The 22650-nt window shown below is 37.3% G+C and carries 21 protein-coding genes and 1 tRNA gene; 17 read left to right on the forward strand and 5 right to left on the reverse strand.

From position 1 onward, the window contains the following. Positions 1 to 69 precede the first annotated feature (69 nt). Complete coding sequence (gene tilS / locus AOB46_RS18765; protein ID WP_062702253.1) at positions 70 to 1404, reverse strand: tRNA lysidine(34) synthetase TilS; 1335 nt, start codon at positions 1402 to 1404, stop codon at positions 70 to 72. Positions 1405 to 1494: 90 nt separating this feature from the next. On the opposite strand from tilS, the gene AOB46_RS18770 reads away from it, so the two are divergent. The 5 genes from AOB46_RS18770 to AOB46_RS18790 all read left to right on the forward strand — a co-directional run bounded on the left by AOB46_RS18770 (position 1495) and on the right by AOB46_RS18790 (position 5933). Beyond that, the gene (locus tag AOB46_RS18770) at positions 1495 to 2328 is read left to right on the forward strand and encodes an OmpA family protein (protein WP_062702255.1); all 834 of its coding nucleotides are present in this window, start codon (positions 1495 to 1497) and stop codon (positions 2326 to 2328) included. A gap of 394 nt (positions 2329 to 2722) precedes the next feature. Then, complete coding sequence (locus AOB46_RS18775) at positions 2723 to 3370, forward strand: O-methyltransferase (RefSeq protein ID WP_062702257.1); 648 nt, start codon at positions 2723 to 2725, stop codon at positions 3368 to 3370. An 80-nt stretch (positions 3371 to 3450) separates the two neighbouring features. After that, the gene (locus AOB46_RS18780) at positions 3451 to 4167 is read left to right on the forward strand and encodes a C40 family peptidase (protein ID WP_062702408.1); all 717 of its coding nucleotides are present in this window, start codon (positions 3451 to 3453) and stop codon (positions 4165 to 4167) included. 19 nt (positions 4168 to 4186) lie between these two features. Then, on the forward strand, positions 4187 to 4654 hold the full coding sequence (locus AOB46_RS18785; RefSeq protein ID WP_062702259.1) for a DUF1648 domain-containing protein: 468 nt from the start codon (positions 4187 to 4189) through the stop codon (positions 4652 to 4654). 46 nt (positions 4655 to 4700) lie between these two features. Then, positions 4701 to 5933, forward strand: coding sequence for a 3-deoxy-D-manno-octulosonic acid transferase (locus AOB46_RS18790; protein ID WP_062702261.1), 1233 nt, complete (start codon positions 4701 to 4703; stop codon positions 5931 to 5933). Here the strand turns inward: AOB46_RS18790 and AOB46_RS18795 are convergent. Genes AOB46_RS18795 through AOB46_RS18805 form a run of 3 tightly spaced genes read right to left on the reverse strand, consistent with a single transcriptional unit; the run spans position 5925 to position 8310 of the window. Next, positions 5925 to 6554, reverse strand: coding sequence for a hypothetical protein (locus AOB46_RS18795; RefSeq protein WP_062702263.1), 630 nt, complete (start codon positions 6552 to 6554; stop codon positions 5925 to 5927). The genes AOB46_RS18790 and AOB46_RS18795 overlap by 9 nt on opposite strands. Continuing rightward, on the reverse strand, positions 6554 to 7309 hold the full coding sequence (locus AOB46_RS18800) for a glycosyltransferase family 2 protein (protein WP_062702265.1): 756 nt from the start codon (positions 7307 to 7309) through the stop codon (positions 6554 to 6556). Before AOB46_RS18800 ends, AOB46_RS18795 begins: the two co-directional genes overlap by 1 nt. 23 nt (positions 7310 to 7332) lie before the next feature. Next, on the reverse strand, positions 7333 to 8310 hold the full coding sequence (locus AOB46_RS18805) for an acyltransferase family protein (RefSeq protein ID WP_062702267.1): 978 nt from the start codon (positions 8308 to 8310) through the stop codon (positions 7333 to 7335). 198 nt (positions 8311 to 8508) lie between these two features. On the opposite strand from AOB46_RS18805, the gene AOB46_RS18810 reads away from it, so the two are divergent. The 12 genes from AOB46_RS18810 to AOB46_RS18870 all read left to right on the forward strand — a co-directional run bounded on the left by AOB46_RS18810 (position 8509) and on the right by AOB46_RS18870 (position 21821). Continuing rightward, positions 8509 to 8982, forward strand: coding sequence for a lipocalin family protein (locus AOB46_RS18810; protein ID WP_062702269.1), 474 nt, complete (start codon positions 8509 to 8511; stop codon positions 8980 to 8982). A gap of 247 nt (positions 8983 to 9229) precedes the next feature. Beyond that, on the forward strand, positions 9230 to 12043 hold the full coding sequence (leuS, locus tag AOB46_RS18815) for a leucine--tRNA ligase (protein ID WP_062702271.1): 2814 nt from the start codon (positions 9230 to 9232) through the stop codon (positions 12041 to 12043). 240 nt (positions 12044 to 12283) lie between these two features. After that, positions 12284 to 13147 (forward strand): MotA/TolQ/ExbB proton channel family protein, encoded by an 864-nt coding sequence (locus tag AOB46_RS18820; RefSeq protein WP_062702273.1) that lies wholly within the window; start codon positions 12284 to 12286, stop codon positions 13145 to 13147. Between the two features lie 59 nt (positions 13148 to 13206). Next, positions 13207 to 13809: an ExbD/TolR family protein gene (locus AOB46_RS18825; protein WP_062702274.1), complete on the forward strand. Its 603-nt coding sequence runs from the start codon at positions 13207 to 13209 to the stop codon at positions 13807 to 13809. A gap of 10 nt (positions 13810 to 13819) precedes the next feature. After that, positions 13820 to 14386 carry an ExbD/TolR family protein gene (locus tag AOB46_RS18830; protein ID WP_062702276.1) on the forward strand — a complete coding sequence of 189 codons (567 nt, stop codon included), beginning with the start codon at positions 13820 to 13822 and terminating at the stop codon, positions 14384 to 14386. A gap of 23 nt (positions 14387 to 14409) precedes the next feature. Next, positions 14410 to 15252 (forward strand): energy transducer TonB, encoded by an 843-nt coding sequence (locus AOB46_RS18835; RefSeq protein WP_062702278.1) that lies wholly within the window; start codon positions 14410 to 14412, stop codon positions 15250 to 15252. 74 nt (positions 15253 to 15326) lie between these two features. Beyond that, entirely contained in the window at positions 15327 to 15524 is a 198-nt protein-coding gene (locus AOB46_RS18840; RefSeq protein WP_185113888.1) for a C4-dicarboxylate ABC transporter, read from the forward strand. Next, positions 15514 to 16386 carry a PstS family phosphate ABC transporter substrate-binding protein gene (locus AOB46_RS18845; protein ID WP_062702282.1) on the forward strand — a complete coding sequence of 291 codons (873 nt, stop codon included), beginning with the start codon at positions 15514 to 15516 and terminating at the stop codon, positions 16384 to 16386. Before AOB46_RS18840 ends, AOB46_RS18845 begins: the two co-directional genes overlap by 11 nt. Positions 16387 to 16477: 91 nt before the next feature. Next, positions 16478 to 18127 carry a tetratricopeptide repeat protein gene (locus AOB46_RS18850; RefSeq protein WP_062702285.1) on the forward strand — a complete coding sequence of 550 codons (1650 nt, stop codon included), beginning with the start codon at positions 16478 to 16480 and terminating at the stop codon, positions 18125 to 18127. A gap of 75 nt (positions 18128 to 18202) precedes the next feature. Then, the gene (gene bshB1, locus AOB46_RS18855) at positions 18203 to 18922 is read left to right on the forward strand and encodes a bacillithiol biosynthesis deacetylase BshB1 (RefSeq protein ID WP_062702288.1); all 720 of its coding nucleotides are present in this window, start codon (positions 18203 to 18205) and stop codon (positions 18920 to 18922) included. A 35-nt stretch (positions 18923 to 18957) separates the two neighbouring features. Then, positions 18958 to 19033: transfer RNA gene (locus AOB46_RS18860), tRNA-His, on the forward strand. Between the two features lie 544 nt (positions 19034 to 19577). Then, entirely contained in the window at positions 19578 to 21821 is a 2244-nt protein-coding gene (locus tag AOB46_RS18870) for a T9SS type A sorting domain-containing protein (RefSeq protein ID WP_185113889.1), read from the forward strand. Between the two features lie 263 nt (positions 21822 to 22084). Here the strand turns inward: AOB46_RS18870 and AOB46_RS18875 are convergent, their stop codons facing one another. Next, the gene (locus AOB46_RS18875) at positions 22085 to 22564 is read right to left on the reverse strand and encodes a MarR family winged helix-turn-helix transcriptional regulator (RefSeq protein ID WP_206542266.1); all 480 of its coding nucleotides are present in this window, start codon (positions 22562 to 22564) and stop codon (positions 22085 to 22087) included. Positions 22565 to 22650: the final 86 nt, after the last annotated feature.

Consider the following 22650-nt stretch of genomic DNA (forward strand, 5'->3'; position numbering starts at 1 on the left):
TTAATCTGCGCATTGATTCCTGCCGCTAAAAAGAGGAGGACTGCTAAAAACCAGTTTCTAAATTTCATTTTACTTTTCATTAAAAATTTTGAGAATACGCTTCGTTTTCTCACTTTTTGCATATCTTCTGTCTTGTCTTAGCGGAATAACTCCGAGAACGGAATTACTGTTGTCGCACAGGATCCAGATTTTTTGCCTCGCTAAAATAGATAATTTTTCGTCCCTAAAAAACTTAGAGACTTTCTTTTTGCCTGAAAATCCCGAAGGATAAATTTCATCACCGTCCTGTTGTTTTCTTAAATACACTGGGAACTGAATTTTTTCAGCATCAAAATCCCAGCTAAAATTATTATTGATTCCGTCAATATCTTCAATATAGCCTTGAAGATTGATGGAGAACAAGGCTTCATTACGGTCAATATTTTCGGCAAGAATGATTTCTTTTCGGACTTCCGGTTTTGGCGTCAGACTGATAAAAATGAGTTCACCTCGGCTGATGGTCAACTGATACTCTTTTGAAAAAAAAGAGCTTCCGTTTTCAGCTTTAAAAATTTTGGCAATTTCATTTTCCTGATCGAAACCATATTTTTTTAAAATCTCAAACTTCACGAAATCACTTTCCAGATCAAGTTTTTCCTTTGATAAGATTTTATGGTCGGGGTTAAATACGGTGAGCTTATTTTCAATGTCCTGAATCTGTTTTTCAGCAAAATCTTTGGTTTGGTTAAGATAATACAGGCTTCTTTTGAAATTGTCAAGGAAATGATCATTTGTTTCCAGAAGCTTCGGAACAATCTCATTTCTGATCTTATTTCTCAAATAATCACTTTTTTTATTGGAGAGGTCTTCCCGAAAAGCAATACGGTTTTCCTCAGCAAACTGATAGATTTCGTCTTTTGTAATATTCAGAAGAGGACGCAGGATCTGGTTGTCATTCGCAGGAATTCCGCTAAGGCCTTTAATGCCGGATGCTTTGGATAAATTGATGATGAAAGTCTCCAGCTGGTCATTTAAATGGTGTGCAGTTACCAGAAAATCAAGCTGCTCCCGTTCTTTAATCTTTCTGAAAAAATCATAGCGGAGCTCCCTGGCCCAGAGCTGAATGGAATTTTCGGGTTTAGTGTCTTTTTCTGAAACTTCATAAAGATGAAACGGAATGTGATTTTTCTCACAAAAATCCTGTACCGTTTTCCGGTCAAGATCAGAGTCTTTTCCACGTAGTCTGTAATTGATATGGGCAACATGAATTCTGAATTCCGGATTCTGAATTTCAGCGCTGAAATCCCTGAACAGCGAAGCTAGCACCATTGAATCTGCGCCGCCGCTCACAGCTATAAGATAACTGTGTTTTTCCGGATGGCTGACCAGGTTTTTCAACTCATTTTTTAAACTTATTTTTTCCAAGACTTCGTTTAGGAATTTCTTTTATGCAAAGATAATCCATATAATTCAATTGAATTTCCCTAACTTTGATTCGTCTAAAAATGATTACTTATGAAGATTTTTAAAATTTTAGCAGTTTCTGCAATGGCGCTGGGATTGACATCTTGTGTCAGCAAAAAGCAGTATGATGCTTTGAGCACAAACTATAAGCAGTGTATTGAAAATATTGGAGAAAGACAAAGGGAAATTCAGGATTTAAAGTCTCAGAATTCAGCATTGGCCGGTGAAAACAATCTGTTGAAAAGCCAGCACGATGCTTTAAAATCATCTTTGGATGCATGTCTGTCCAATACAGGAAAAAGTTCGGCTAATATTGATAAACTGGTAGGAGAAATCAATGCTTCCAACTCGTATATCAAACAGCTGATCTCCAGCAATGCTAAAAATGACAGTCTGAACCTTGCATTATCCAACAAGCTTAAAAGATCTCTTGATAATGTAGCAGATGATGATGTACAGGTAAAAGTACTGAAAGGAGTGGTTATGATCTCGCTTTCAGATAAAATGCTATACAAAACAGGAGACTACAATGTATTACCTGCAGCTCAGGAAGTATTAGGAAAAGTAGCAAAAGTGATCAATGATTACGATAAATATTCTGTACTGATTGAAGGAAACACAGATAATGCTCCGCTAAATTCACCTAACCTGCCTAAAGACAATTGGGATCTTTCGGCATTGAGAGGTACCGCTATCGCGAAAATATTACAGACGCAGTTTGGGGTAGATCCTGCAAGAATTACAGCGGGAGGGCGTTCTGAATACAATCCTAAGGCAACGAATATGAGCGTTTCCGGAAGAGCGGAAAACAGAAGAACAGAGATCATCATTATGCCTAAACTTGATGAATTCATGAAGCTGATGGATATTGCTCCTAAGAAATAATAGAGATAACTTAAAATAAAAACAGATCCTGAAGAAATTCGGGATCTGTTTTTTTAATCAAATTAATTCTTCTTTTTTCAATAATGAAATAATTCGCTGCAAAAATGAGCTGGATATTTCGGTTTTAGTTTTCTTTAATGAAGAAACCGCTCTGCTGGTTGGCTTTGCGGTCTTCTGATTCTCTTGGTTAATTTGTTTTTCAGCCACATTCATTGTTTTTCCTTTAGTGTTTTTACCCTTTGTTCTTTGCAAATGTATCGTTATTATCAATAGCAGGGTATCCGTGTTTTTACGGTATTTTCACCGTGACTACCCCTGTGTCTTGATGAACAGCCCCGGAATAGAGGATTATTCTTAGATTTTAAGTACATTTGAATAACAAAAAAATTGCAGCATGAGCTTTTTCGAAGAAAAAAATCCTGAAATGGACCGGTATCTGGAAACCCACGCTTCTTCAGAACCTGAAATTTTGAAAAAATTAAGAAGAGAGACCTATCAGAAAACAACACAGCCTCACATGATCTCCGGATATCAGCAGGGAAGACTTTTAACCATTATTTCCCAAATCATGAGGCCTGGGAATATACTTGAAATAGGAACCTTTACAGGATATGCTACCTTATGTCTGGCCGCCGGATTATCCGGTGAAGGGAAAATAACAACGCTGGATGTTAATGAAGATCTGGCCTATCTGCCGAAAAAATATTTTGAAAACAGCGAATATGCCGGTCAGATTGACTTCAGGCTTCAGGATGCAAAAGAATTTCTGAAAGAAACAGATGAATTTTTTGATCTGGTGTTCATTGATGCCGATAAAGAAAACTATGCTGAATATTTCAGACTCATTAAACCGAGAACAAAATCAGGCTCCGTAGTGTTGTTTGATAATGTTTTGTGGTATGGAAAAGTTTTAGAGGAAAACCCTAAACAAAAATCAACACAGTCTATTAAAGAACTGAACGATTTAATTGCAAAAGATGATGATTTTGAAAATCTTATTTTACCTTTGCGGGATGGAGTAAATTTCCTTCGCAGGAAGTAATTAAAAGATGTAGAGATTGGAGAAGTCAGAGAGGTTATATCTCCTGAATTATTCAATTTCTTAACTTCTAAATGAATAAAATGAACAAAGGAATTTGTATAGTCACTGTAGCACCGGTACGGGCAGAAGCTTCTGACAAAGCGGAAATTGTTACGGAAATATTGTTTGGAGAAAGTGCAGACATTCTGGAGGTGAATAAAAACTGGACCAGAATAAAAATGCATTATGACGGATATGAAGGATGGATGGACACCAAACAGCTGAAACCTGTAACGGACGAAGAACTGGAAAAAAGAAAAATTACCGTAATTACTGAAGATTTTTCTTCCGTGTTGACAAACGATGGAAAAACACTGCTTTCCATGGGCTCAGAAGTTGAATTTCCTGCAGTTGCTTCCAGAAGGAGTCATGATCTGCGTGAAAGCATTGCTCTGGCTGCTAAAGAATTTCTGAATGTTCCGTATCTGTGGGGAGGCAAAAGTTTTTTTGCTGTAGACTGTTCCGGTTTTACACAGCTGGTATATAAAATTCATGGCATTAAGCTTCCAAGAGATACTTATCAGCAGGCAGAAGTAGGAGAGCCTTTAACTTTTGTTGAAGAAAGTCAGCCCGGAGATTTAGCATTTTTCGAAAACCCTGAAGGGAAAATTATTCATGTAGGCATCATGCTGGACAACCAGAAAATTATTCATGCTTCAGGAAAAGTAAGAATTGATATTTTAGATTCTACCGGAATCTTCAATAAAGAAATGAATAAGCACACTCATAAGCTGCGGGTGATTAAAAATGTACTTTAGACTTTAAAATAAGCCTGAAATGGAACATATTCTATTGACTGCTTTCGATATTTTAAATTTTGGACTGGTTATCTTCTTCTGGAGATTCACTCTGAAGCAGTACAAAACGCTTCCGGAAAAAATTCCAGTTCATTTTGATTTTTACGGAAAAGCAGATCATTTTGGCGGACGTAAGTTTGCCTTTTTGATGCCGGGAGTGGCATCTGCTTTATTTATAGCCATCACTTTTATAATAAGGTATGCAAATGCTGTTAATTTTCCGGTAGAAATTACTGAACAGAACAAAGATGCCCAGTTTCTGATTATGGAAATCTTTGTCCGATGGATCATTACTTTGGTATTACTGATTCTGATGAATCTACAGGATTATATGTTCCGTTATACATTGGATGAAAATGTAAAGCCGCGGGTTCCGTTTGGAGGGGCTATTCTGGCTATTTTCGGAAGTATGATCATCGTGTTTATTTTTATTGGTTTGTTTAAATGACGTCCTCTCAATATCTTCAAAAAATTAATTTTTAAAAATAATCGAGATGTCTTTCCTTTATAATCTGTTTGTCAGTCTTCTTATCTTCGGAATGAAGGTTTTCTCTTTATTTAATGATAAAACTAAAAAAGGAGTTGATGGAAGAAAAGAATCTCTGGATAAAGTAAAAAGAGCTTTTTTACCTTCCGATAAAGTTATCTGGATGCATGCCGCCAGTCTCGGAGAGTATGAGCAGGGACTTCCGGTTTTAGAAAAGCTGAAAGAGAACTATCCGGATCATAAAGTTCTGGTGACTTTCTTTTCACCTTCCGGTTATGAAAATGTGATTAAAAAGAAACACATTGCAGATGTAATATGCTACCTGCCCTTTGATAAAAAAAATGCTGTAAAAGACTTTATATCACAATTCAATGCTGAACTATTTTTTACGGTGAAGTATGATTATTGGTATAACCTTCTGTCTGAACTTAAAAATAAAGGAACTAAAATCTATGTGGTTTCCGCCCTGTTTTATGAAAGACAGTCCTTCTTTACATCTTATGGAAAATGGTTTGTAAAGCAGCTAAAGAAGAATATTGACTGGTTTTTTCACCAGACCCCGTTCTCTATGGCGCTTGCCAAAAGCATAGGACTTACAAATTCTTCTGTAGCGGGTGACACGCGATTTGATCGTGTAAAACAGCTTAAGGTGCGTGATAACCATGTAGAATATATCAACAAATTTATCGATGGAAAACAAGCCGTAGTTTTTGGAAGCAGCTGGCAGGCAGAAGAGAAGATTGCAGCAACGGTTTTCAGAAAAAATGCAGACCTGAAACTGATCATAGCTCCTCACGAGCTGAAAAGGGTAGAATATTTAAAGAACATCTTTCCTGATGCTTTGGTATACAGTGAAATTAAAAACGCTGAAGCAGCTGTAAAAGAATCTCAGATTTTAATTATAGACAGCATCGGATTGTTGTCAAAACTCTATTCCTATGCAGATATAGCAGTCGTAGGCGGAGGTTTCCATGATGCAGGGCTTCACAATATTCTCGAAGCAGCAACATTTGGAATCCCGGTAGTTTTTGGAAATCACTACAAAAAAAATCCGGAAGCAGATGACCTGATTGCTGCAGAGGGAGGAAAGTCTTTTTCTGAAGAAAACGCAGCCGCAGACTTTGTTCTATTCCTTCTAAATAATGAAGAAGAGCTTGAATCAATGTCTCAGAATGCCGGAAAATTTGTGGAAGAAAAGCCTAATTCTACAGAACTTATCCTTCAGAAAATTTTATTTTAAAAATCCTTGGCTTTTAATCCCTTTCATGATCTGTTCAATATTTTCCGGAATGCTTTCACAGTCGCGGAGCCAGTTCATATCCAGGCCGTTGTTGGTGGATAATTTCAGCAGGTAATGATTTTCTTCTATACCGGATTGGGTTGTTCTCAGAAAGTCATCAATTTCCAGCCAGTAATCTTCATCCAGTTTTTTAGCAAGTATCAGGGCTTTAAATACCTTATTGATGATATAAAGGTATAATTTATACACATGGTCAAACCTTTGTCTGCTGAGATCATCATTATACTCTAAAATTTTGTTGATAAGAAGCAGATTAAGCGAGACATCCCCAAATTTATCGGTGGTTATTTTTACATGCTCAGTGATCTCTGCACTTATTTTCCGGATGACACTCAGGAAATATTTGGAATTGCCGATGTATTTGGAAGCCAGAAGAACTTTTTCCGCAACGCTTTCTTCCATGGCATTCCTTTTATCATCCGTAGTTTCCGGATCAATCAGTTCAAAATATAATTTTTTAGACAGAAGCTTATCTTTCTTCAGCAGTCTGAAAATAAGCCGGTCTTTTTCTATATTTGAGAAAGCACTCAGTGCCGCTTTGAATTCTTTTGAATACTCCATCAGTTGAAAATTTTAGAATACTTAAGGAATCCGTTTACAGCCCAGTTGGCGGTATAATAGAGGGATTTTATGGTAGAGAATTCCATGAAATCCTTATACACAAGATACTGATCAATAATGATGTTTTTTTTCTTTCTGGAAACGCTGTTTTCGCGCATTCTGTATTTGGCCAGGGTCTTTTTTAAGGGCTTGCCTTCCGGGATTACTTTTAAAAGGTTCAGCCACATCACATGGTCTTCCCGCTTGCTTTTAATAGGGAAGAAAAACTTACCGACTCTCTGGGTGTCATACATTGTAGAAACCGGAGCCAGTCTGCAGGTTTTCAGAAGATTGGAGAACGTAACAATCTTGTCTGCTTCAAAATCTTTAAGTACAGGCTCAAGCTGTTCATTACACCTTGAATAATTACAGTATACAAGCTCTGCATGATGTTCCTGCATATAACCGGTCATCGTTTCCAGATATTCAGGATACCAGTAATCATCAGAATCCAGGAAGGCAATATATCTTCCCGTGGCTCTTTCAAGGCTTTTATTTCTGGCATTTCCAGCTCCTCCGTTTTTCTCCAGAACTTGTAGCTTTATTCTCGGATCGGTATATTTTCTGATGATTTCAACGGTGTTGTCCCTGGATAGGTCATCAGTAATCAACCATTCCCAGTTCTGATAGGTTTGGTTAAGAACAGACTGTATCGTTTCTTCGATAAATTCTGCAGAATTGTAACAGGGAGTAATGATGGATACAAGATCTTGCATTTGTGTCGTTATATCGTTCAAAATTATAAAAATTTCTTTTCATACAGATGCCATGAAGCAATTCCTACTCCAATCACAACAAACATACATACAAAACTCATGATGTACGGATTGTAATCAGCAAAAAGACCTGTTGTTTGAAATACCCTGATGATAGGGAAATGAAATATATAGATTCCGTAAGTGAAATCCCCATACTTGCCGAAATTATTCAGGAATTTAAAAGAGTAGGCAATATACAGCACAATGATGCTGATCATGATAGGAGAGAATAGTTTTATGCTGAAAAACAGATCAATCCATACCGTAATTATAGCGATGATGAAAAGAGTATTCTTGTGTTTGATGAACTGATCAAAATTAAAGTAGATCAGCATTCCTCCAATGAAATAGCACAGTGATCCCGGCAACTGCTTGGACATTGAAATTTTCCCTGCCATTTCAAAATAATTGAGATAGATAAGCGAAAGAAAATACAATACAATCAGACTGGTATTTCTGTATTTATTATTTTTCCCGAATAGTAAAAACATCAGAGGAACGGCAATGTAAAAGCACATTTCTACTTTCATGGTCCATAGCGCTCCGTTTACAGCCTGATTGCCGAAGACTCCCGGAAGCCATGGAGCTTTAAAATTCAGGAAAAGGGAATTCCAGAACAGATATTTATAAACCTGGGTATTACCAAAATATTCCGAAAAAGAAAGGGTGCTTACCAGACTGAGGAGGATAGCACAAAGAAATACAACCAACAGGTACGCGGGAACAATCCTGTTAAATCTTTTCTTTGCATAGCTTTTCAGACTGGATGATCTGTCATAGCTTCGAGCAATTAAAAATCCGCTGACCACAAAAAACGAAAAAACAGCAATTTCTACGGGGCTGTTTTCTAAAACAGAGAGCTCTTTGGAGAAGCTTAATGCCCCGAGGTGACCAACAAAGACTATGAAGGCAAGGAGAACACGGATAAAGTCAAAATTATTTTTCGTTATGTTTTGCATTTTTTTTCTTTGCTACAAAAATAACTTTTTTAATAGAATACAGCTGTTTCAGCAGGTTCAATATTTATTAAATAAGGTAGATTTTGATCTGTCTTATACCAGAATTTGCAGAAATATAGAATTGTAAAATAATTTTTCACAAAAAATAGTAATATAAATCAAAAAAATTATAATTTTAGCGCTTGAAAATTTGAGTATATGAAGAAATTAGCATTACTATTTGCAGGTTTATCATTATTTGTAGCTACAGGATGTAATAACGACAACGATAATGAAATGGAATATCCGCTGGTAGGCGTATGGCAGCCATACAAAGAAGTTGTTACCACTATAGAGACAGGAGAAACTCCGGTTTCAGACGAGATTACGTATACCACCTGTCAGAAAGATTCCAGATGGAGATTCAATACGGAGACCGTAGGAAAAAGAACAGACTGGGGAGATTCTGCAACCCCGGGGCAGTGTGCTATATCATCAGACCGTAATTTTACGTACACCTATGATAAAAGTGCCAAAACAGTGATCATTAAATATCAGGGAACTGTGGAACCTGATAATGGAAAAATCATTACTCTTAATGAAACTACCCTGAATCTTGCGATCAGAGAAAATACAGAAAATCCAAATGTATTTAAGACAAGAACATATACTATGAAGAGAATTCCTCAGTAATAATATATTTTACCATAACATAAAAATCTCATCTCCGGATGGGATTTTTTTATGAAATAAAGTAAAGGAATAAAAGTCGCGAATGAGAGGCTGGAAATCATCGCTCTGCATTGGGGTAAATGCGTCTCCTGCAATTAATTAAAAATTAAATCTCCATTTCCTTTAAAATCATTATTTTTGTGAATCCTGATTTCAGAACTCAACAATACCTGAAATCCGGAGTTTAACATATAATATCTATAATAAAGTGTTTTACGATCATCAGCAGATAGAAAAAAAGTGGCAGAAATACTGGGAGGAAAATCAGACTTACAAGACTTCCAATAACACAGACAAACCTAAATTTTATGTTCTCGATATGTTTCCGTATCCATCCGGGGCCGGCCTTCACGTGGGGCATCCGCTGGGATATATTGCATCAGATATTTATGCGAGATATAAAAGACATCAGGGGTTTAATGTGCTCCACCCGGTAGGTTATGACAGTTTCGGTCTTCCTGCTGAACAGTATGCCATCCAGACAGGGCAGCATCCCGCCGTAACTACTGAGCAGAATATCAACCGATATGAAGAGCAGCTGAAAAAAATCGGGTTTTCATTCGACTGGAGCAGAGAAGTGAGAACTTCCGATTCTTCCTATTACAAATGGACCCAGTGGATTTTTATCCAGCTGTACCATTCATGGTATAATAAAGATACAGACAGAGCCGAATCTATTGATACTCTGATCCGTCATTTTGAGGAAAAAGGAACAGAAGGATTAAATGCCAATCAGAACGATGAATTAAATTTCACCGCAGAAGAATGGAAAAATGCTTCTGATTTAGATAAAGAGGACATTCTTTTAAATTACCGTTTGGCTTACAGAGCTGAAACAACCGTAAACTGGTGCCCGGCTTTGGGAACAGTACTGGCTAATGATGAGGTAAAAGACGGAAAATCTGAAAGAGGAGGATTTCCGGTATTCCAGAAAAAAATGATGCAGTGGAGCATGAGAATTTCTGCTTACTCTGAAAGACTATTACAGGGACTTGCTACTTTAGACTGGCCGCAGCCTTTGAAAGATTCCCAGGAATACTGGATCGGAAAATCCCAGGGAGCGCAGGTGAAGTTCCGGGTAGAAGGACATAATGAGTTTGTTGAGGTATTCACCACAAGACCCGATACTATTTTCGGAGCAACTTTTATGGTATTGGCTCCTGAAAATCCTTTAGTGGAAATTATCACTACAGATGCACAAAAAGCAGAAGTAGATGCTTATATAGAAGAAACTTCCAAAAAAACGGAGAGAGATAGAATGGCTGACGTGAAAAACGTGAGCGGTGCTTTCACTGGAAGTTATGCCGTTAATCCGTTCAGCGGAGAAAAAATGCCAATCTACATTTCAGATTATGTGCTGATGGGCTATGGAACAGGAGCTGTAATGGCTGTTCCTGCACATGACGAAAGGGATCACAGATTTGCAAAGAAATTTAATCTGGAAATTAAAAAAGTTGTAGAAACTGAAGAAGATGTTCAGGAGAAATCATTTGACTCTAAAGATTCGGTTTGTGTAAACTCTGATTTCTTAAACGGTCTGAATTATAACGATGCCAAATCAAAAATAATTTCAGAGATTGAAAATAAAGGAATTGGCCACGGAACCACCAACTACAGACAGCGTGATGCTATTTTCTCAAGACAGCGTTACTGGGGAGAACCTGTTCCTATATATTATAAGGATGGAATGCCTTACACTTTGCCGACTTCTGCTTTGCCATTGGAACTTCCTGAAGTTGAAAAATATTTACCGACTGAAGACGGAGATCCTCCATTAGGAAACGCAAAAACTTTTGCATGGGATGAGGTAAACCAGAAGGTTGTTGCTACAGATTTAATTGATGACAAAACGGTTTTCCCTTTAGAATTATCTACAATGCCGGGATGGGCAGGAAGCTCATGGTACTTCCTTAGATATATGGATCCGAATGATCAGGAGGCCTTTGTTAAAAAAGAGCTATCAGATTATTGGGGGCAGGTAGACCTGTATATAGGAGGAAGCGAACATGCTACCGGGCACTTGTTGTATTCCCGTTTCTGGAATATGTTCTTAAAAGACAGAGGATATATCAGCCATGATGAACCTTTCCAAAAACTGATCAACCAGGGGATGATTCTTGGGATGAGTGCTTTTGTCTACAGAATTGACGGAACTAACCAGTATGTTTCTAAAAATTTAGCGGGAAATTATTCAACACAGCAGATCCATGTTGATGTATCCTTATTAAAAGGAACTTCAGATGAATTGGATACCGAAGCTTTCAAAGCATGGAGACCGGATTATGCTGATGCCGAATTCATCCTGGAAGACGGGAAATATATCACAGACCGTGAAGTAGAAAAAATGTCCAAGTCAAAATACAATGTAGTCAATCCTGATGACATCTGTAATGAATACGGAGCAGACGGTTTAAGATTGTATGAAATGTTCCTTGGACCATTGGAGCAGTCTAAGCCATGGAATACCCAGGGGTTAAGCGGAGTTTATGGTTTCCTTAAAAAATTCTGGAACCTGTATTTCAACGGAGATGTTTTTGAAGTTTCTGATGAAGAACCTTCAAAGGCAGAATATAAAGTTTTACACACCCTAATAAAGAAGGTGGTTTACGATATTGAAAACTTTTCTTTCAATACATCAGTATCGTCATTTATGATTGCTGTGAACGAGCTGCAAAAAATAAAATGCAACAAACGCAATATTTTAGAACCATTAGCCGTTATCATCTCTCCATATGCTCCGCACATCTGTGAAGAACTTTGGAATTTGCTGGGGCATAACAATTCTATTGAATTTGAAAAGTTCCCGGTATTGAATGAAGAATATCTGATTGAAGATGAAATTGAATATCCGGTAAGTGTAAATGGTAAAATGAAGTTCAAAATTTCACTTTCAGCTCAATTATCTGCCAAGGAGGTAGAAGATTTGGTGATTGCAGATGTAAAAATGCAACAGATTTTAGAAGGCAAAACCCCTAAAAAAATCATTGTTGTGCCTCACCGCATTGTGAATATCGTAATTTAAAAAAAAATTAACATTGGCAAATTAAAAAAAATGAAGGGCTTATTTTTTTAAGTTTTTAACCCAAATGTTAAAATTGGGGAAAATAAATAAAATTTTTAAAAATAATTATTATATCGAAATCGTATTAAATTTTCTTTATCAAAAAAAAGCAAAATGTTTATTTAAGACTCTTGCATTTTAATTAATTTTGCCTTTAATTTACACCCTGTAAAAATTTAAAACAATATAATTTAGTTAAATATGGAAATGAATGTTTCAAAAAATGATGAGCAAGTAGTTGCTAGAAAAGCAGGAGGTTTAAATCCAGCTGTTATTATTCCTATTCTATTTGCTATAGGAGTATGTATTTATTTATTCGTTCTTGGAAGCCCAGGAAACTTTAAAGATGCAGAGAAACTAGGAAGCGGATCTGTAGCTTTTTCAAGTGTTGAAGGAAAAGACATTCACCCAGAGTCGTTTTTAGGTATTATCTACAAAGGAGGAGTTATTGTACCAATCCTGATTACTTTCATGATTACTGTAATCGTTTTCTCTTTTGAAAGATATTTCGTACTAAGCAAAGCTGCTGGTAAAGGAAACTTAGACAACTTCGTAGTTCAGGTAAGAAGCTTATTGAACAAAAACAAAATTGATGAAGCTTTGGAAGAGTGTGACAGACAACAAGGTTCTGTTGGTAACGTAGTGAAAGAAGGTCTTACTACTTACAAAGCTCTTTCTCATGATACTACTTTAAATAAAGAGCAAAAAATGGTAGCTCTTAACAAAGCTATCGAAGAAGCTACTACTCTTGAGATGCCAATGCTTGAGAAAAACATGATGATCCTTTCTACTTTAGGAACTGTTGCAACACTAGTAGCACTTCTTGGAACAGTAATCGGGATGATCAAGGCATTCTTCGCGTTAGGTTCAGGTGGTGGTACTCCAGATGCTGCTGCACTTTCTACAGGTATCTCTGAAGCATTGATTAACACAGCTTTAGGTATTGGTACTTCAGCAATCGCTATTATCCTTTACAACTTCTTTACTTCTAAAATTGACGGATTAACTTATAAGATCGACGAGATCGCTATGAGCATCCAGCAGTCTTTCGCTGAATTCAACTAAGATTTAGCAAGAATTTTGCAGTAAGTAAAAAGAAGTTTAATTAAAAATCATTAATAATAATGGCGAGAGTCAAACCAAAAAGACATGGAGTAATTACAGACATGACTGCAATGTGTGACGTTGCATTCCTACTCCTTACGTTCTTTATCTTGACCACTCAGTTTAAAAAACCTGACGTGGAGCAGATTAAACCGCCATCTTCAATATCAGAAAAACTTCTTCCTGATGCCAGTCTTATGACAATTAATGCTACTCCGGACGGGAAATTCTATTTCCAGCCAGTAGAAAACGCATCAGAAAGATTAGCCCTTCTAGAAAAAATGGGAGAAAAGTATCACATGACTTTTGATACCAAACAAAAAGCGGCTTTCCAGAAAGTACAGGCAATCGGCGTTCCTATGAACCAGCTGAAAGGTTATCTGGATCTATCTGAAGATGAGCAGAAAAATTATAAGAGTCCTACAGGGATTCCGATGGATAGTACAAATAAGCAGTTAATCGACTGGGTACAGCAGAGTTTAAGCGTTAATCCTGATTACAAATTAGCAATCAAAGGTGACGTTACTACAGAATACCCTAAAGTTAAAAGCCTGTTTGAGGGTTTGAGAGATATTGATTTTCTTAAATTTTGGTTGATTACATCACAAGAAGGAAAACCGTAAATCATTAGAAATGGCAGAAGTACAAGTACAGGATAAGGGCGCCAAAGGCGGCAAGGTACGTTCCAAGAAACAGAGTACCAGAGTTGATATGACTCCGATGGTGGACTTGGGTTTTCTATTGATTACCTTCTTTATGTTCACAACTACATTTAGCAAACCGAATGTTATGGATTTGGGTCTTCCGGCTAAACCGAAAGATGAAACTAAAAAACCACCTCCAACAGAAATTAAACTTTCAAACTCTATCTCTATATTATTAGGTAAAGACAATAAAGTATTCTGGCATCAGCAGGATAATACTTCCCTGAACGATCAGAACCTTAATGAAACTACCCTGGACAGAGAAGGAATCAGAAAAGTTATTGAGCAGGCAAAAGCAAGAGCAGCAGATCAAAGTAAATTTACTGTGATCATTAAGCCGACTGACGATGCTGTATATAAAAACTTCGTGGATATTCTTGATGAAATGGCCATTACCAAAAGTGAACAGTACGGGGTAACCGACTTGAAACCTTGGGAGAAAGCTATTTACGAGAAAAAAATAGGAGGTGCTGCTGCACCGGCTGCCACAAAGTAGTTTAACCATTAAATTGTATATCTATGGCAGATGAAAATGTATACGGTCAGAATCTTACTTTAGATGAAATCGTATTTGAAAATAGAAACAAGGAATATGGTGCCTATGATCTTAGACATCAGTATCCCAGACTTTTGACAAAATCTTTTATTATAGGAACCGCATTGTTCCTGCTTATGGCTTTGTCTCCGTTCATCTATCTTACGATTAAGAATCTTACAGCTCCGCCTAAACAGGAAGTTAACGCAGATCTAGTAAATATTATCGAAGAAGATCCGATTATCGAGCAGCCTAAAGAAGAAGAACCACCTCCGCCACCTCCACCTCCAAAAGAGGAAGAGAAAATTGAGGTTATTCAGAACGTTGTTCCTGAGCCTGTAAAAGCTCCGAAGATTGAAACGCCACCACCACCGATTTCTAAGCAGTTGGAAACAACAACTGGTTTACAGAATCAGGACGGGGTAAGAGCTCCGGCTTATACACCACCGCCACCACCACCATCTACAGGTACTAAAGCCAGTACTGCAGAGGTGAAGACCAATAATCCTAATGAGATCTACAAAGACGTAGACCAGTCTGCAGAATATCCTGGAGGTATGGGAGCGTTGAGAAAATTCCTTGGGGAAAACTTTGATACTTCATTAATGGAAGGAGGTGAAGGTACGCTTAAAGCTAAGCTTAAATTCGTTGTAGAAAAAGACGGTACAGTTTCAGGAGTTGTTATTGAAGAGAAATCTCCAAACAGCGACTTCAACAATGAAGCAGTTCGTGTAGTTAAGAAACTGAAAAAATGGACTCCTGCGAAAAGAAACGGGGAGAGTGTTAGATCTTACTATAGCGTTCCGTTTACAATGAACTTTGAATAATAATTCTTATTCACTTATAAAGAAAAAGAGAAGCATATGCTTCTCTTTTTTATTTTTTTTGGTATTTTTGTTACATGATGTTCAATTGGTTATCCTTAATTACAGGATTGTTTTATATCGTATTGGGAGGTGTAGTTATTGCCTACAAATTTTTCTTTACGATTCTGGAGCCTGCCGTTGCTTATGCACTGGGAGCGCTGCTTATTCTTTATGGAATTTTTAGAATCTATAGAGCGGTTGCAAAAATTAAAAATTCAGGAAATGAAGAATAGTTGTAAAGCATTGATGCTTGGTGTTTTAAGTATCATCGCTGTAGGCTGCAAAAAAGAAGAAAAATCTCCGTCTTACCATAAAGGAGACCTTACCATTCTCGCTGATGAATCATTCAAAAGCGTTACAGAAGCTTTGGCAGAAGGATATATGATTAATTATCCGGATACACGCATCAAAGTGGTTACCAAGAAAGAAGACCTGGGATTTATGGACCTTCTTAATGATAAAGCGAGAATAGCAGTGATGTCCAGAGATCTTACTCCCGAAGAAAAGAAAGCCTATGAAGAGCAGGTAGATCTGAAGTTTCTTCCTGCTAAATTTGCGGCAGATGCTGTAATTTTCGTTGTTCCTAAAGATTCACCGAAAGAAAGTATTTCTATGGATGAAATCAGAAACGGACTGGAATCTGATGATAAGAGTTTCATTTTTGACGGAACCAATTCCAGTAACCTGAACTTTGTCGCTCAGAAATTAAAGAAGCAGCCTAAAAACCTTAAATTCTCTATCATTCCGGGTAATCAGAATATTATTGAAGAGCTGGGAAAATATCCTGGAAAAATTGGGGTTATTGGTCTTAATACATTTAGCCGGCCTTATGATAAAACCTCTCAAAGGTTAAGGGAAATGGTAAAAGTACTTCCGGTACAGGATAAAGGGAAATTATATACCGCCGACTCTGATGGAATGCGTGAAATGATATATCCCTTCACACGTGTACTGTATTTTTTAACCAACGAAGGTAATTTTAACATAGCCAATGGCTTTATCAGATATTCCTGTACCCAGCTGGGGCAGATGATCGTAGAAAAAGAGGGACTGCAGCCTTATAACCTCTACAAAAGAGAGGTGCAAATGCGTTAAAAAATAATAAAATAATATTTTACCCTTCAGAAAAACTTTATTTTGGTCTGAAAATTGTGTAGAATATAACTCAAATATAGAAAAATATAAAATGAAAGATATAATGATTATGAATGTAAAGAAGATTGCTTTTGGAGCAGCAGTAGTATTTTTTGCTGGTTTCGCTTCTGCACAAACACTGCAGGATGGGATCAACAGCATAGACAGTGATAAATTTGCACAGGCTAAGACTAATTTCACGAATATGATCGCGAAAGAGCCAAGTGCTGAAAATTACTTCTATTTAGGAAATACCTATTTAAAGCAGGGGGAACCTGACTATGCTAAAGCAATTGAGAGTTTCAACAAAGGTCTGGCTGCAGATGGCAAAAGCTTTTTAAACAAAATAGGTCTGGCTACTGTAAAATTAGGTAAAGGTGATAAAAGTGCCATCACGGAAATTCAGAAAATTGTAACCGATTCTAAAGAAAAAGATCCTGAAGTATTATTCAGAGCAGCTGAAGCATTAACTTTATTTGAGAAAAACAGTGCTCCTGATGCAGCAATCCAATATCTTACAAAAGCAATTGAGAAAGCTGAGAAAAAAGGAGTTCCTGCTCATTACTATTATACCCTTGGAGATGCCTACAGATTGAAAAGAGTTCCTGGGGATGCAATGTCTGCTTATGACAAAGCACTTCCTTTAGCTAAAAATAAAGCGTCCGTATATACAAGAATGGCAACTTTATGGATGGCTGCACAGCAATGGCAGCAGGCTAAGCAGAGTATTGATAAAGCGATTGGAGTAGATCCAACTTATGCCCCTGCATATAAAGCTTTGGCATCTTATGACATCAGATACCAACAAAATGCTAAGGCAACTCAGGACCTGATCAACTATACAAAATATGCTGATGAAGATCCGTATACACAATTAGAAATCTCTAAATTATATTTCACCAACGAAGATTATGCAAACTCTAAAACGGTATTAGATAAGATTTTCGATAAAATTGAAGATCCTATTAAATTTAAGTTGAGAGCATACCAGTCTTATGCTGATGGAAACTATGCTGAAGCAAAACAAAACATGGATACTTTCGTTTCTCAGGCAGAGAAAACAAGAATTCAGCCTGCTGATCAGGGACTTCAGGGACTTATCGCTGCAGGATTAGCTAAAACAGAAACTGATGCGGCTAAGAAAACAGCTTTAACAAACGAAGCTCAGCAGAAAATTGCCATTGCTAAAGCTGCAAAAGATGAAACAATGAAGTGGGATGTGGAACTGGCGAACATTGCAGGAGGAGGAGCTTCTCAGGCAGAAGCGGATAAAGGTCCTACAACTCCGGAAATTGAGGCACTTAAGAAAAAGGTGGCAGAAAACTCACAGGATTCAGATTCACTATTCAAACTGGCAACTGCTTATCAGGATGTGAAAAACTGGAACGGTGCGGTTCTTACATGGCAGAAAATGATTGCTCTTCTTCCGGACTGGGCTCCGGCTTATTACAGCCAGGGGTATTCTTACCAACAGGCAGGAAATAATGAGGCGGCAAAACTTGCTTATGAAAAATTCATCAGTACAGTAAAACCTGCCGATAGAGAGGCTAACAAACAAACTCTTGCTTATGCTTACTTTGCTGTAGCGTACATGGTAAAAGATTCTGATGTTGCAAAAGCTAAAGATTATGTTGCTAAATCCTTACAGCTTGATCCAAGTTATCAGGATGCAGTAAAGCTGAATGCAGAGCTCAATAAATAATTTAAATTACAGATATTAAAACTTCCCATTCGCAATGTTTGGGAAGTTTTTATTTTAAAGCTTATCTTTGATATTATGAAAACAGATATACTTGCTTTTGGAGCACATCCTGATGATGTAGAGCTGGGGTGTGGAGGAACGATAGCCAAAATGATTTCGGAAGGGAAGACCTGTGTTATTGTAGATCTTACCAAAGGAGAACTCGGAACAAGAGGAACAGATGAAACAAGAAAAGAAGAAGCAGCAGAGGCTGCAAAAATCTTAGGGGTTGCAGCAAGAGAGAATCTTGGAATGAAAGACGGCTTTTTAACCAACTCCGAAGAATATCAGATGAGGATCGTAAAAATGATTCGCAGATATAGGCCGGAAATCGTTTTAGCCAATGCCATTGATGATAGACATCCGGACCATGCAAAAGGAGCGAAATTAGTATCGGATGCGTGCTTTTTGTCCGGACTGAGAAAAATTGAAACCGTACTGGATGGAGAAAACCAGGAAGTGTGGAGACCAAAGCATATTTTCCATTACATTCAGTGGAAACACATCCAGCCTGAATTTGTTATTGATATCTCTGAACATCTGGATAAAAAAATTGCAGCCTGCATGGCCTTCAAAACTCAGTTTTATGATCCTAATTCTAAGGAACCTGTTACTCCGATTGCCACAAAAGACTTTTTTGAGAGCCTGACCTATCGCGCTCAGGATTTAGGGCGATTATCGGGAGTCGCTTATGCTGAGGGCTTTACAACAGAAAAATTAATTGCTTTGAAAAATTTTGATGGAATTGTTTTGTAATTAAAAAATCTTTCCTATATTTGCACTCACAAAACGGTGATTGTAGCTCAGTTGGTTAGAGCGTCGGATTGTGGTTCCGAAGGTCGTGGGTTCGAGACCCATCATTCACCCAAGAAAAGTACACTTTTAAAGTGTACTTTTTTTTATTTCTATATACTCGCTAAAACTATTTTAATACGTTAATTGTTTGTTTGATAATCCATAAAAAAAGCATATTTTTGTAGCCGGCATACGTTATTATGATAACTATTGTCTCTAAAACTAAAACCTGAAAACCATTATACCCATGAAACTACTTCCTGAATTTTATTCTGTTCATTTATCAATACACATTTTTCCGGCAATTTAGAATCAGAGCATTCCTCACAAAAGATAAAAGTTGTGCAGCCATTTTAATTATTTCACTACTTCATATATAAACTGTCTATGCTGAAAGTGACTATAAATGTTCTGCCGGTAATGATGCATTATGGCTGTTAAAAAAAATACTTTTAAATCAGAGTGCGATAGCGCCTGTACTTTTTCGTGAATTAATTTGATTTTGAAAAGCTTACATTTTATATGGAGTTCAGAAACCATCCAAACGAAGCGGAACCGAAAAGCTAAACGAGTAGGAGAAATATTACGAAACTTAAACATGATGAGATTTAAAACCATGAAAAAACTCTACTTTTTATTTTTAATCCTCAGTTCAATTTCTGTATTTGCACAAACGTATAGTTACACAACATACAATACTTCAAATTCAGGAATAGGAAGCAATTATATTGCGGATATTAAAACTGATGCCAACGGTTTATTATGGCTGGCAACTTCTAACGGGATTTCAACTTTTAACGGAACGGCCTTTACCAATTATAATACAGCTAATTCCGGTATTGCATCCAATTCAATTATAAAAATTCAAATTGACGGTTTAGGCAGAAAATGGATTGCATCTCAACTCAATGGAATTATTTTGTATAACGGTACAACCTGGACGAATTATACAACTTCCAATTCAGGGTTACCAACTAATGCGATTAATGATATAGCGGTTGACGGACAAAATAACCTTTGGATTGCAACTGATTCAGGACTTACAAAATTCAACGGGAATACCTGGACTAATTATACTTCTGTAAACAACCTGAATTCTGTAGCAACTGACAGTAATAATGGCGTTTGGGTTACAAATGGGGGTGTATTGTATAAATTTAACGGAACTGATTTTGATTCTGTAGCTCAGGGAACCGAACGAATATTAAGAATTGCCAACAGTACAGTGTATGTGAAAGGTTCTGATAGCTTAATTACATTAACAACGGAGGGGACTAACCTTACATTTATCTATCAGAGTACTTCTTGCCTTGCAGGATACAATCCGAAAGCTCTGGATGTTGATAGTAACAGCAAAGTGTGGATTGGTTTTAATGGAGCAGGTTTGCAAAACTTTACGAATTGTACGACTTATACCAGAGCAAATACAAATTTAGGTTTGCCGGATGATTATTTCAGTGCAGTTAAGACAGCTTCTTCGGGGACTATCTGGCTGGGAACATTGCAGCTTGGTTTGACGAAAATGACGCCAGGTAATGTTCAGAACGGCTGTTTTCAAAAAATAAGCACGGGCAGCTTACATAGTGTAGCTATAAAAACAGACGGAACATTATGGGCCTGGGGGAATAATTATTCAGGACAATTAGGAAATGGTACCACTAATAATTCGTCAACCCCAAAACAAATAGGGACAGGTAATAACTGGAAAGAGGTAGCTGGCGGAAGCAGCCACACAATTGCTCAAAAAACAGACGGGACATTATGGGCCTGGGGAGCAAATTCAGGTCAGTTAGGAAATGGTACAAATACAGATCAGCACACACCGGTTCAGGTAGGAAGTGCTAATGATAATGACTGGAAAACTTTTGACAGTGGAATGTATCATACAGTTGCTATACGAAATAACGGTACACTGTGGGCCTGGGGGCTTAATCCGTATGGACAGTTAGGTACGGGCAACACTACGACTAGTTTAGTACCCGTTCAAATCGGAACTGCCTCTAATTGGTTAGCTGTTCAGTGCGGACATGATTTTACCGTTGCATTGAAAACAGACGGAACACTTTGGGCCTGGGGTAGTAATGCTTACGGTACTGTTGGAGATGCCTCTAATACCCATAGATTAGTACCTACTCAAATTGGGACCGCCAGCAATTGGCAGAGTCTTGGTGCAGGAGCACTTCATGTTGCCGCTTTAAAAACAGACGGAACGCTTTGGGCCTGGGGATATAATGCGAATGGACAGCTTGGGGACGGAACAAATACAGATAAGAATATCCCGACACAAATCGGAACAGCTGCTGACTGGCAGAATATTGCTTCTGGAGGAAATCATACTATTGCTATAAAATCCAACGGAACACTCTGGGCTTGGGGAAGGAATCAATATGGTCAGTTAGGAAACGGACTTACCACAAATAGTAACGTTCCTCTACAGATAGGTAGTCTTACAACTTGGAAAACTGTTGCTGGTGGAATATCCCATACTTTTGCTTTAAAAAGCGATGGAACTGTCAGTACATGGGGATTAAATCTTTATGGTCAATTAGGTGACGGTACTAATGTTGATAAAAAAATACCAACAGCTATCGCTTGTCCGACTTTAGGTGTTGATGATTTTACCCTATCGAAGAATACCATAAAAGCTTATCCGAATCCAGTTCATGACAAGCTGACTATTTCATTTGATCAGAAAATTTCTGTAGTATCAGTTTATAATGTATTGGGGCAGGAGGTATTGAATAAAGAAGTAAATGCTAATGAAGGTACAATAGATCTTTCCGGTTTAGCATCTGGAGTGTATTGGGTTAATGTAAATTCAAATGGTAATATAAAGGCCGTAAAAATCATTAAAAAATAAATTGAAAATATTCATAATGGGAATTAGGTCAGTGAATTATCAAGCTGATGAGATCTGATTTTTAAATGTGATTTGCCAAGAAAAGTACACTTTTAAAGTGTACTTTTTTTATTTTCAGGCTAATCTATGAAGTTTTGATGAAACAGGGAACAGGCGCAAAACTTGTGGGAGATATATGAAACTTAGAATAAGTTCCGATTTTCGTTCCTTTCGACATAAAATAGTAAGTTCAGATGTAACATAGTATTTAATTCTTATCAGAATCATTGTTTCTGATTAAGATCCCTGATTTGTTTGTTGGTAAATTCAACTACGGCTTTCAGGTATTTTTCTATAATAGCCAGCTCATTTTCAGTAAAATCATTGTACAGGTGTTCCAGGTCTTTTTGCATTGCCTTAAACGCTGGTCCTATTCGTTTGAATGCTTCCTCCTGATCCAGGACTACTACCACTTTCCTTCTGTCATCAGCACTTCGTTCGCGTTTAACCAGTTTGCTTTTTTCAAGTCTGTCAATCATGGCTGTAACGGCTCCGGTAGTTATACCACTTAACTCGGCGAGTTGTCCTGCTGTCATAGAGCCATGTTGTAAAAGAAGATCAATGTATTTATGGTCTGTACCAACCAGTCCCGCTTTCTGCGCAATTGCCTGGTGCATCACTACTGTACCCGTTGAAAACTCTCTTGCCAGGTTATTTAAATCGGCTAGAAGTTCACTTTTTTCTGGTTTTTTTTTGCTGCTCATAAAAAAAGAATTTATCTTTGTCATAAAGATACTTAATGGTATTAACAATTTACTTTGCAATAAAGATACTGATAATATAGTATTTA

Origin of the sequence: Chryseobacterium indologenes, from assembly GCF_001295265.1 — a bacterium.
GTDB lineage: Bacteria > Bacteroidota > Bacteroidia > Flavobacteriales > Weeksellaceae > Chryseobacterium > Chryseobacterium indologenes_A.

Coding starts and splice junctions, on each gene's coding strand:
- AOB46_RS18770 (WP_062702255.1), top strand. CDS start 1,495: ATGAAGATTTTTAAAATTTTAGCAGTTTCTGCAATGGCGCTGGGATTG.
- AOB46_RS18775 (WP_062702257.1), top strand. CDS start 2,723: ATGAGCTTTTTCGAAGAAAAAAATCCTGAAATGGACCGGTATCTGGAA.
- AOB46_RS18780 (WP_062702408.1), top strand. CDS start 3,451: ATGAACAAAGGAATTTGTATAGTCACTGTAGCACCGGTACGGGCAGAA.
- AOB46_RS18785 (WP_062702259.1), top strand. CDS start 4,187: ATGGAACATATTCTATTGACTGCTTTCGATATTTTAAATTTTGGACTG.
- AOB46_RS18790 (WP_062702261.1), top strand. CDS start 4,701: ATGTCTTTCCTTTATAATCTGTTTGTCAGTCTTCTTATCTTCGGAATG.
- AOB46_RS18795 (WP_062702263.1), bottom strand. CDS start 6,554: ATGGAGTATTCAAAAGAATTCAAAGCGGCACTGAGTGCTTTCTCAAAT.
- AOB46_RS18800 (WP_062702265.1), bottom strand. CDS start 7,309: ATGCAAGATCTTGTATCCATCATTACTCCCTGTTACAATTCTGCAGAA.
- AOB46_RS18805 (WP_062702267.1), bottom strand. CDS start 8,310: ATGCAAAACATAACGAAAAATAATTTTGACTTTATCCGTGTTCTCCTT.
- AOB46_RS18810 (WP_062702269.1), top strand. CDS start 8,509: ATGAAGAAATTAGCATTACTATTTGCAGGTTTATCATTATTTGTAGCT.
- AOB46_RS18820 (WP_062702273.1), top strand. CDS start 12,284: ATGGAAATGAATGTTTCAAAAAATGATGAGCAAGTAGTTGCTAGAAAA.
- AOB46_RS18825 (WP_062702274.1), top strand. CDS start 13,207: ATGGCGAGAGTCAAACCAAAAAGACATGGAGTAATTACAGACATGACT.
- AOB46_RS18830 (WP_062702276.1), top strand. CDS start 13,820: ATGGCAGAAGTACAAGTACAGGATAAGGGCGCCAAAGGCGGCAAGGTA.
- AOB46_RS18835 (WP_062702278.1), top strand. CDS start 14,410: ATGGCAGATGAAAATGTATACGGTCAGAATCTTACTTTAGATGAAATC.
- AOB46_RS18840 (WP_185113888.1), top strand. CDS start 15,327: ATGATGTTCAATTGGTTATCCTTAATTACAGGATTGTTTTATATCGTA.
- AOB46_RS18845 (WP_062702282.1), top strand. CDS start 15,514: ATGAAGAATAGTTGTAAAGCATTGATGCTTGGTGTTTTAAGTATCATC.
- AOB46_RS18850 (WP_062702285.1), top strand. CDS start 16,478: ATGAAAGATATAATGATTATGAATGTAAAGAAGATTGCTTTTGGAGCA.
- bshB1 (WP_062702288.1), top strand. CDS start 18,203: ATGAAAACAGATATACTTGCTTTTGGAGCACATCCTGATGATGTAGAG.
- AOB46_RS18870 (WP_185113889.1), top strand. CDS start 19,578: ATGAAAAAACTCTACTTTTTATTTTTAATCCTCAGTTCAATTTCTGTA.
- AOB46_RS18875 (WP_206542266.1), bottom strand. CDS start 22,564: ATGAGCAGCAAAAAAAAACCAGAAAAAAGTGAACTTCTAGCCGATTTA.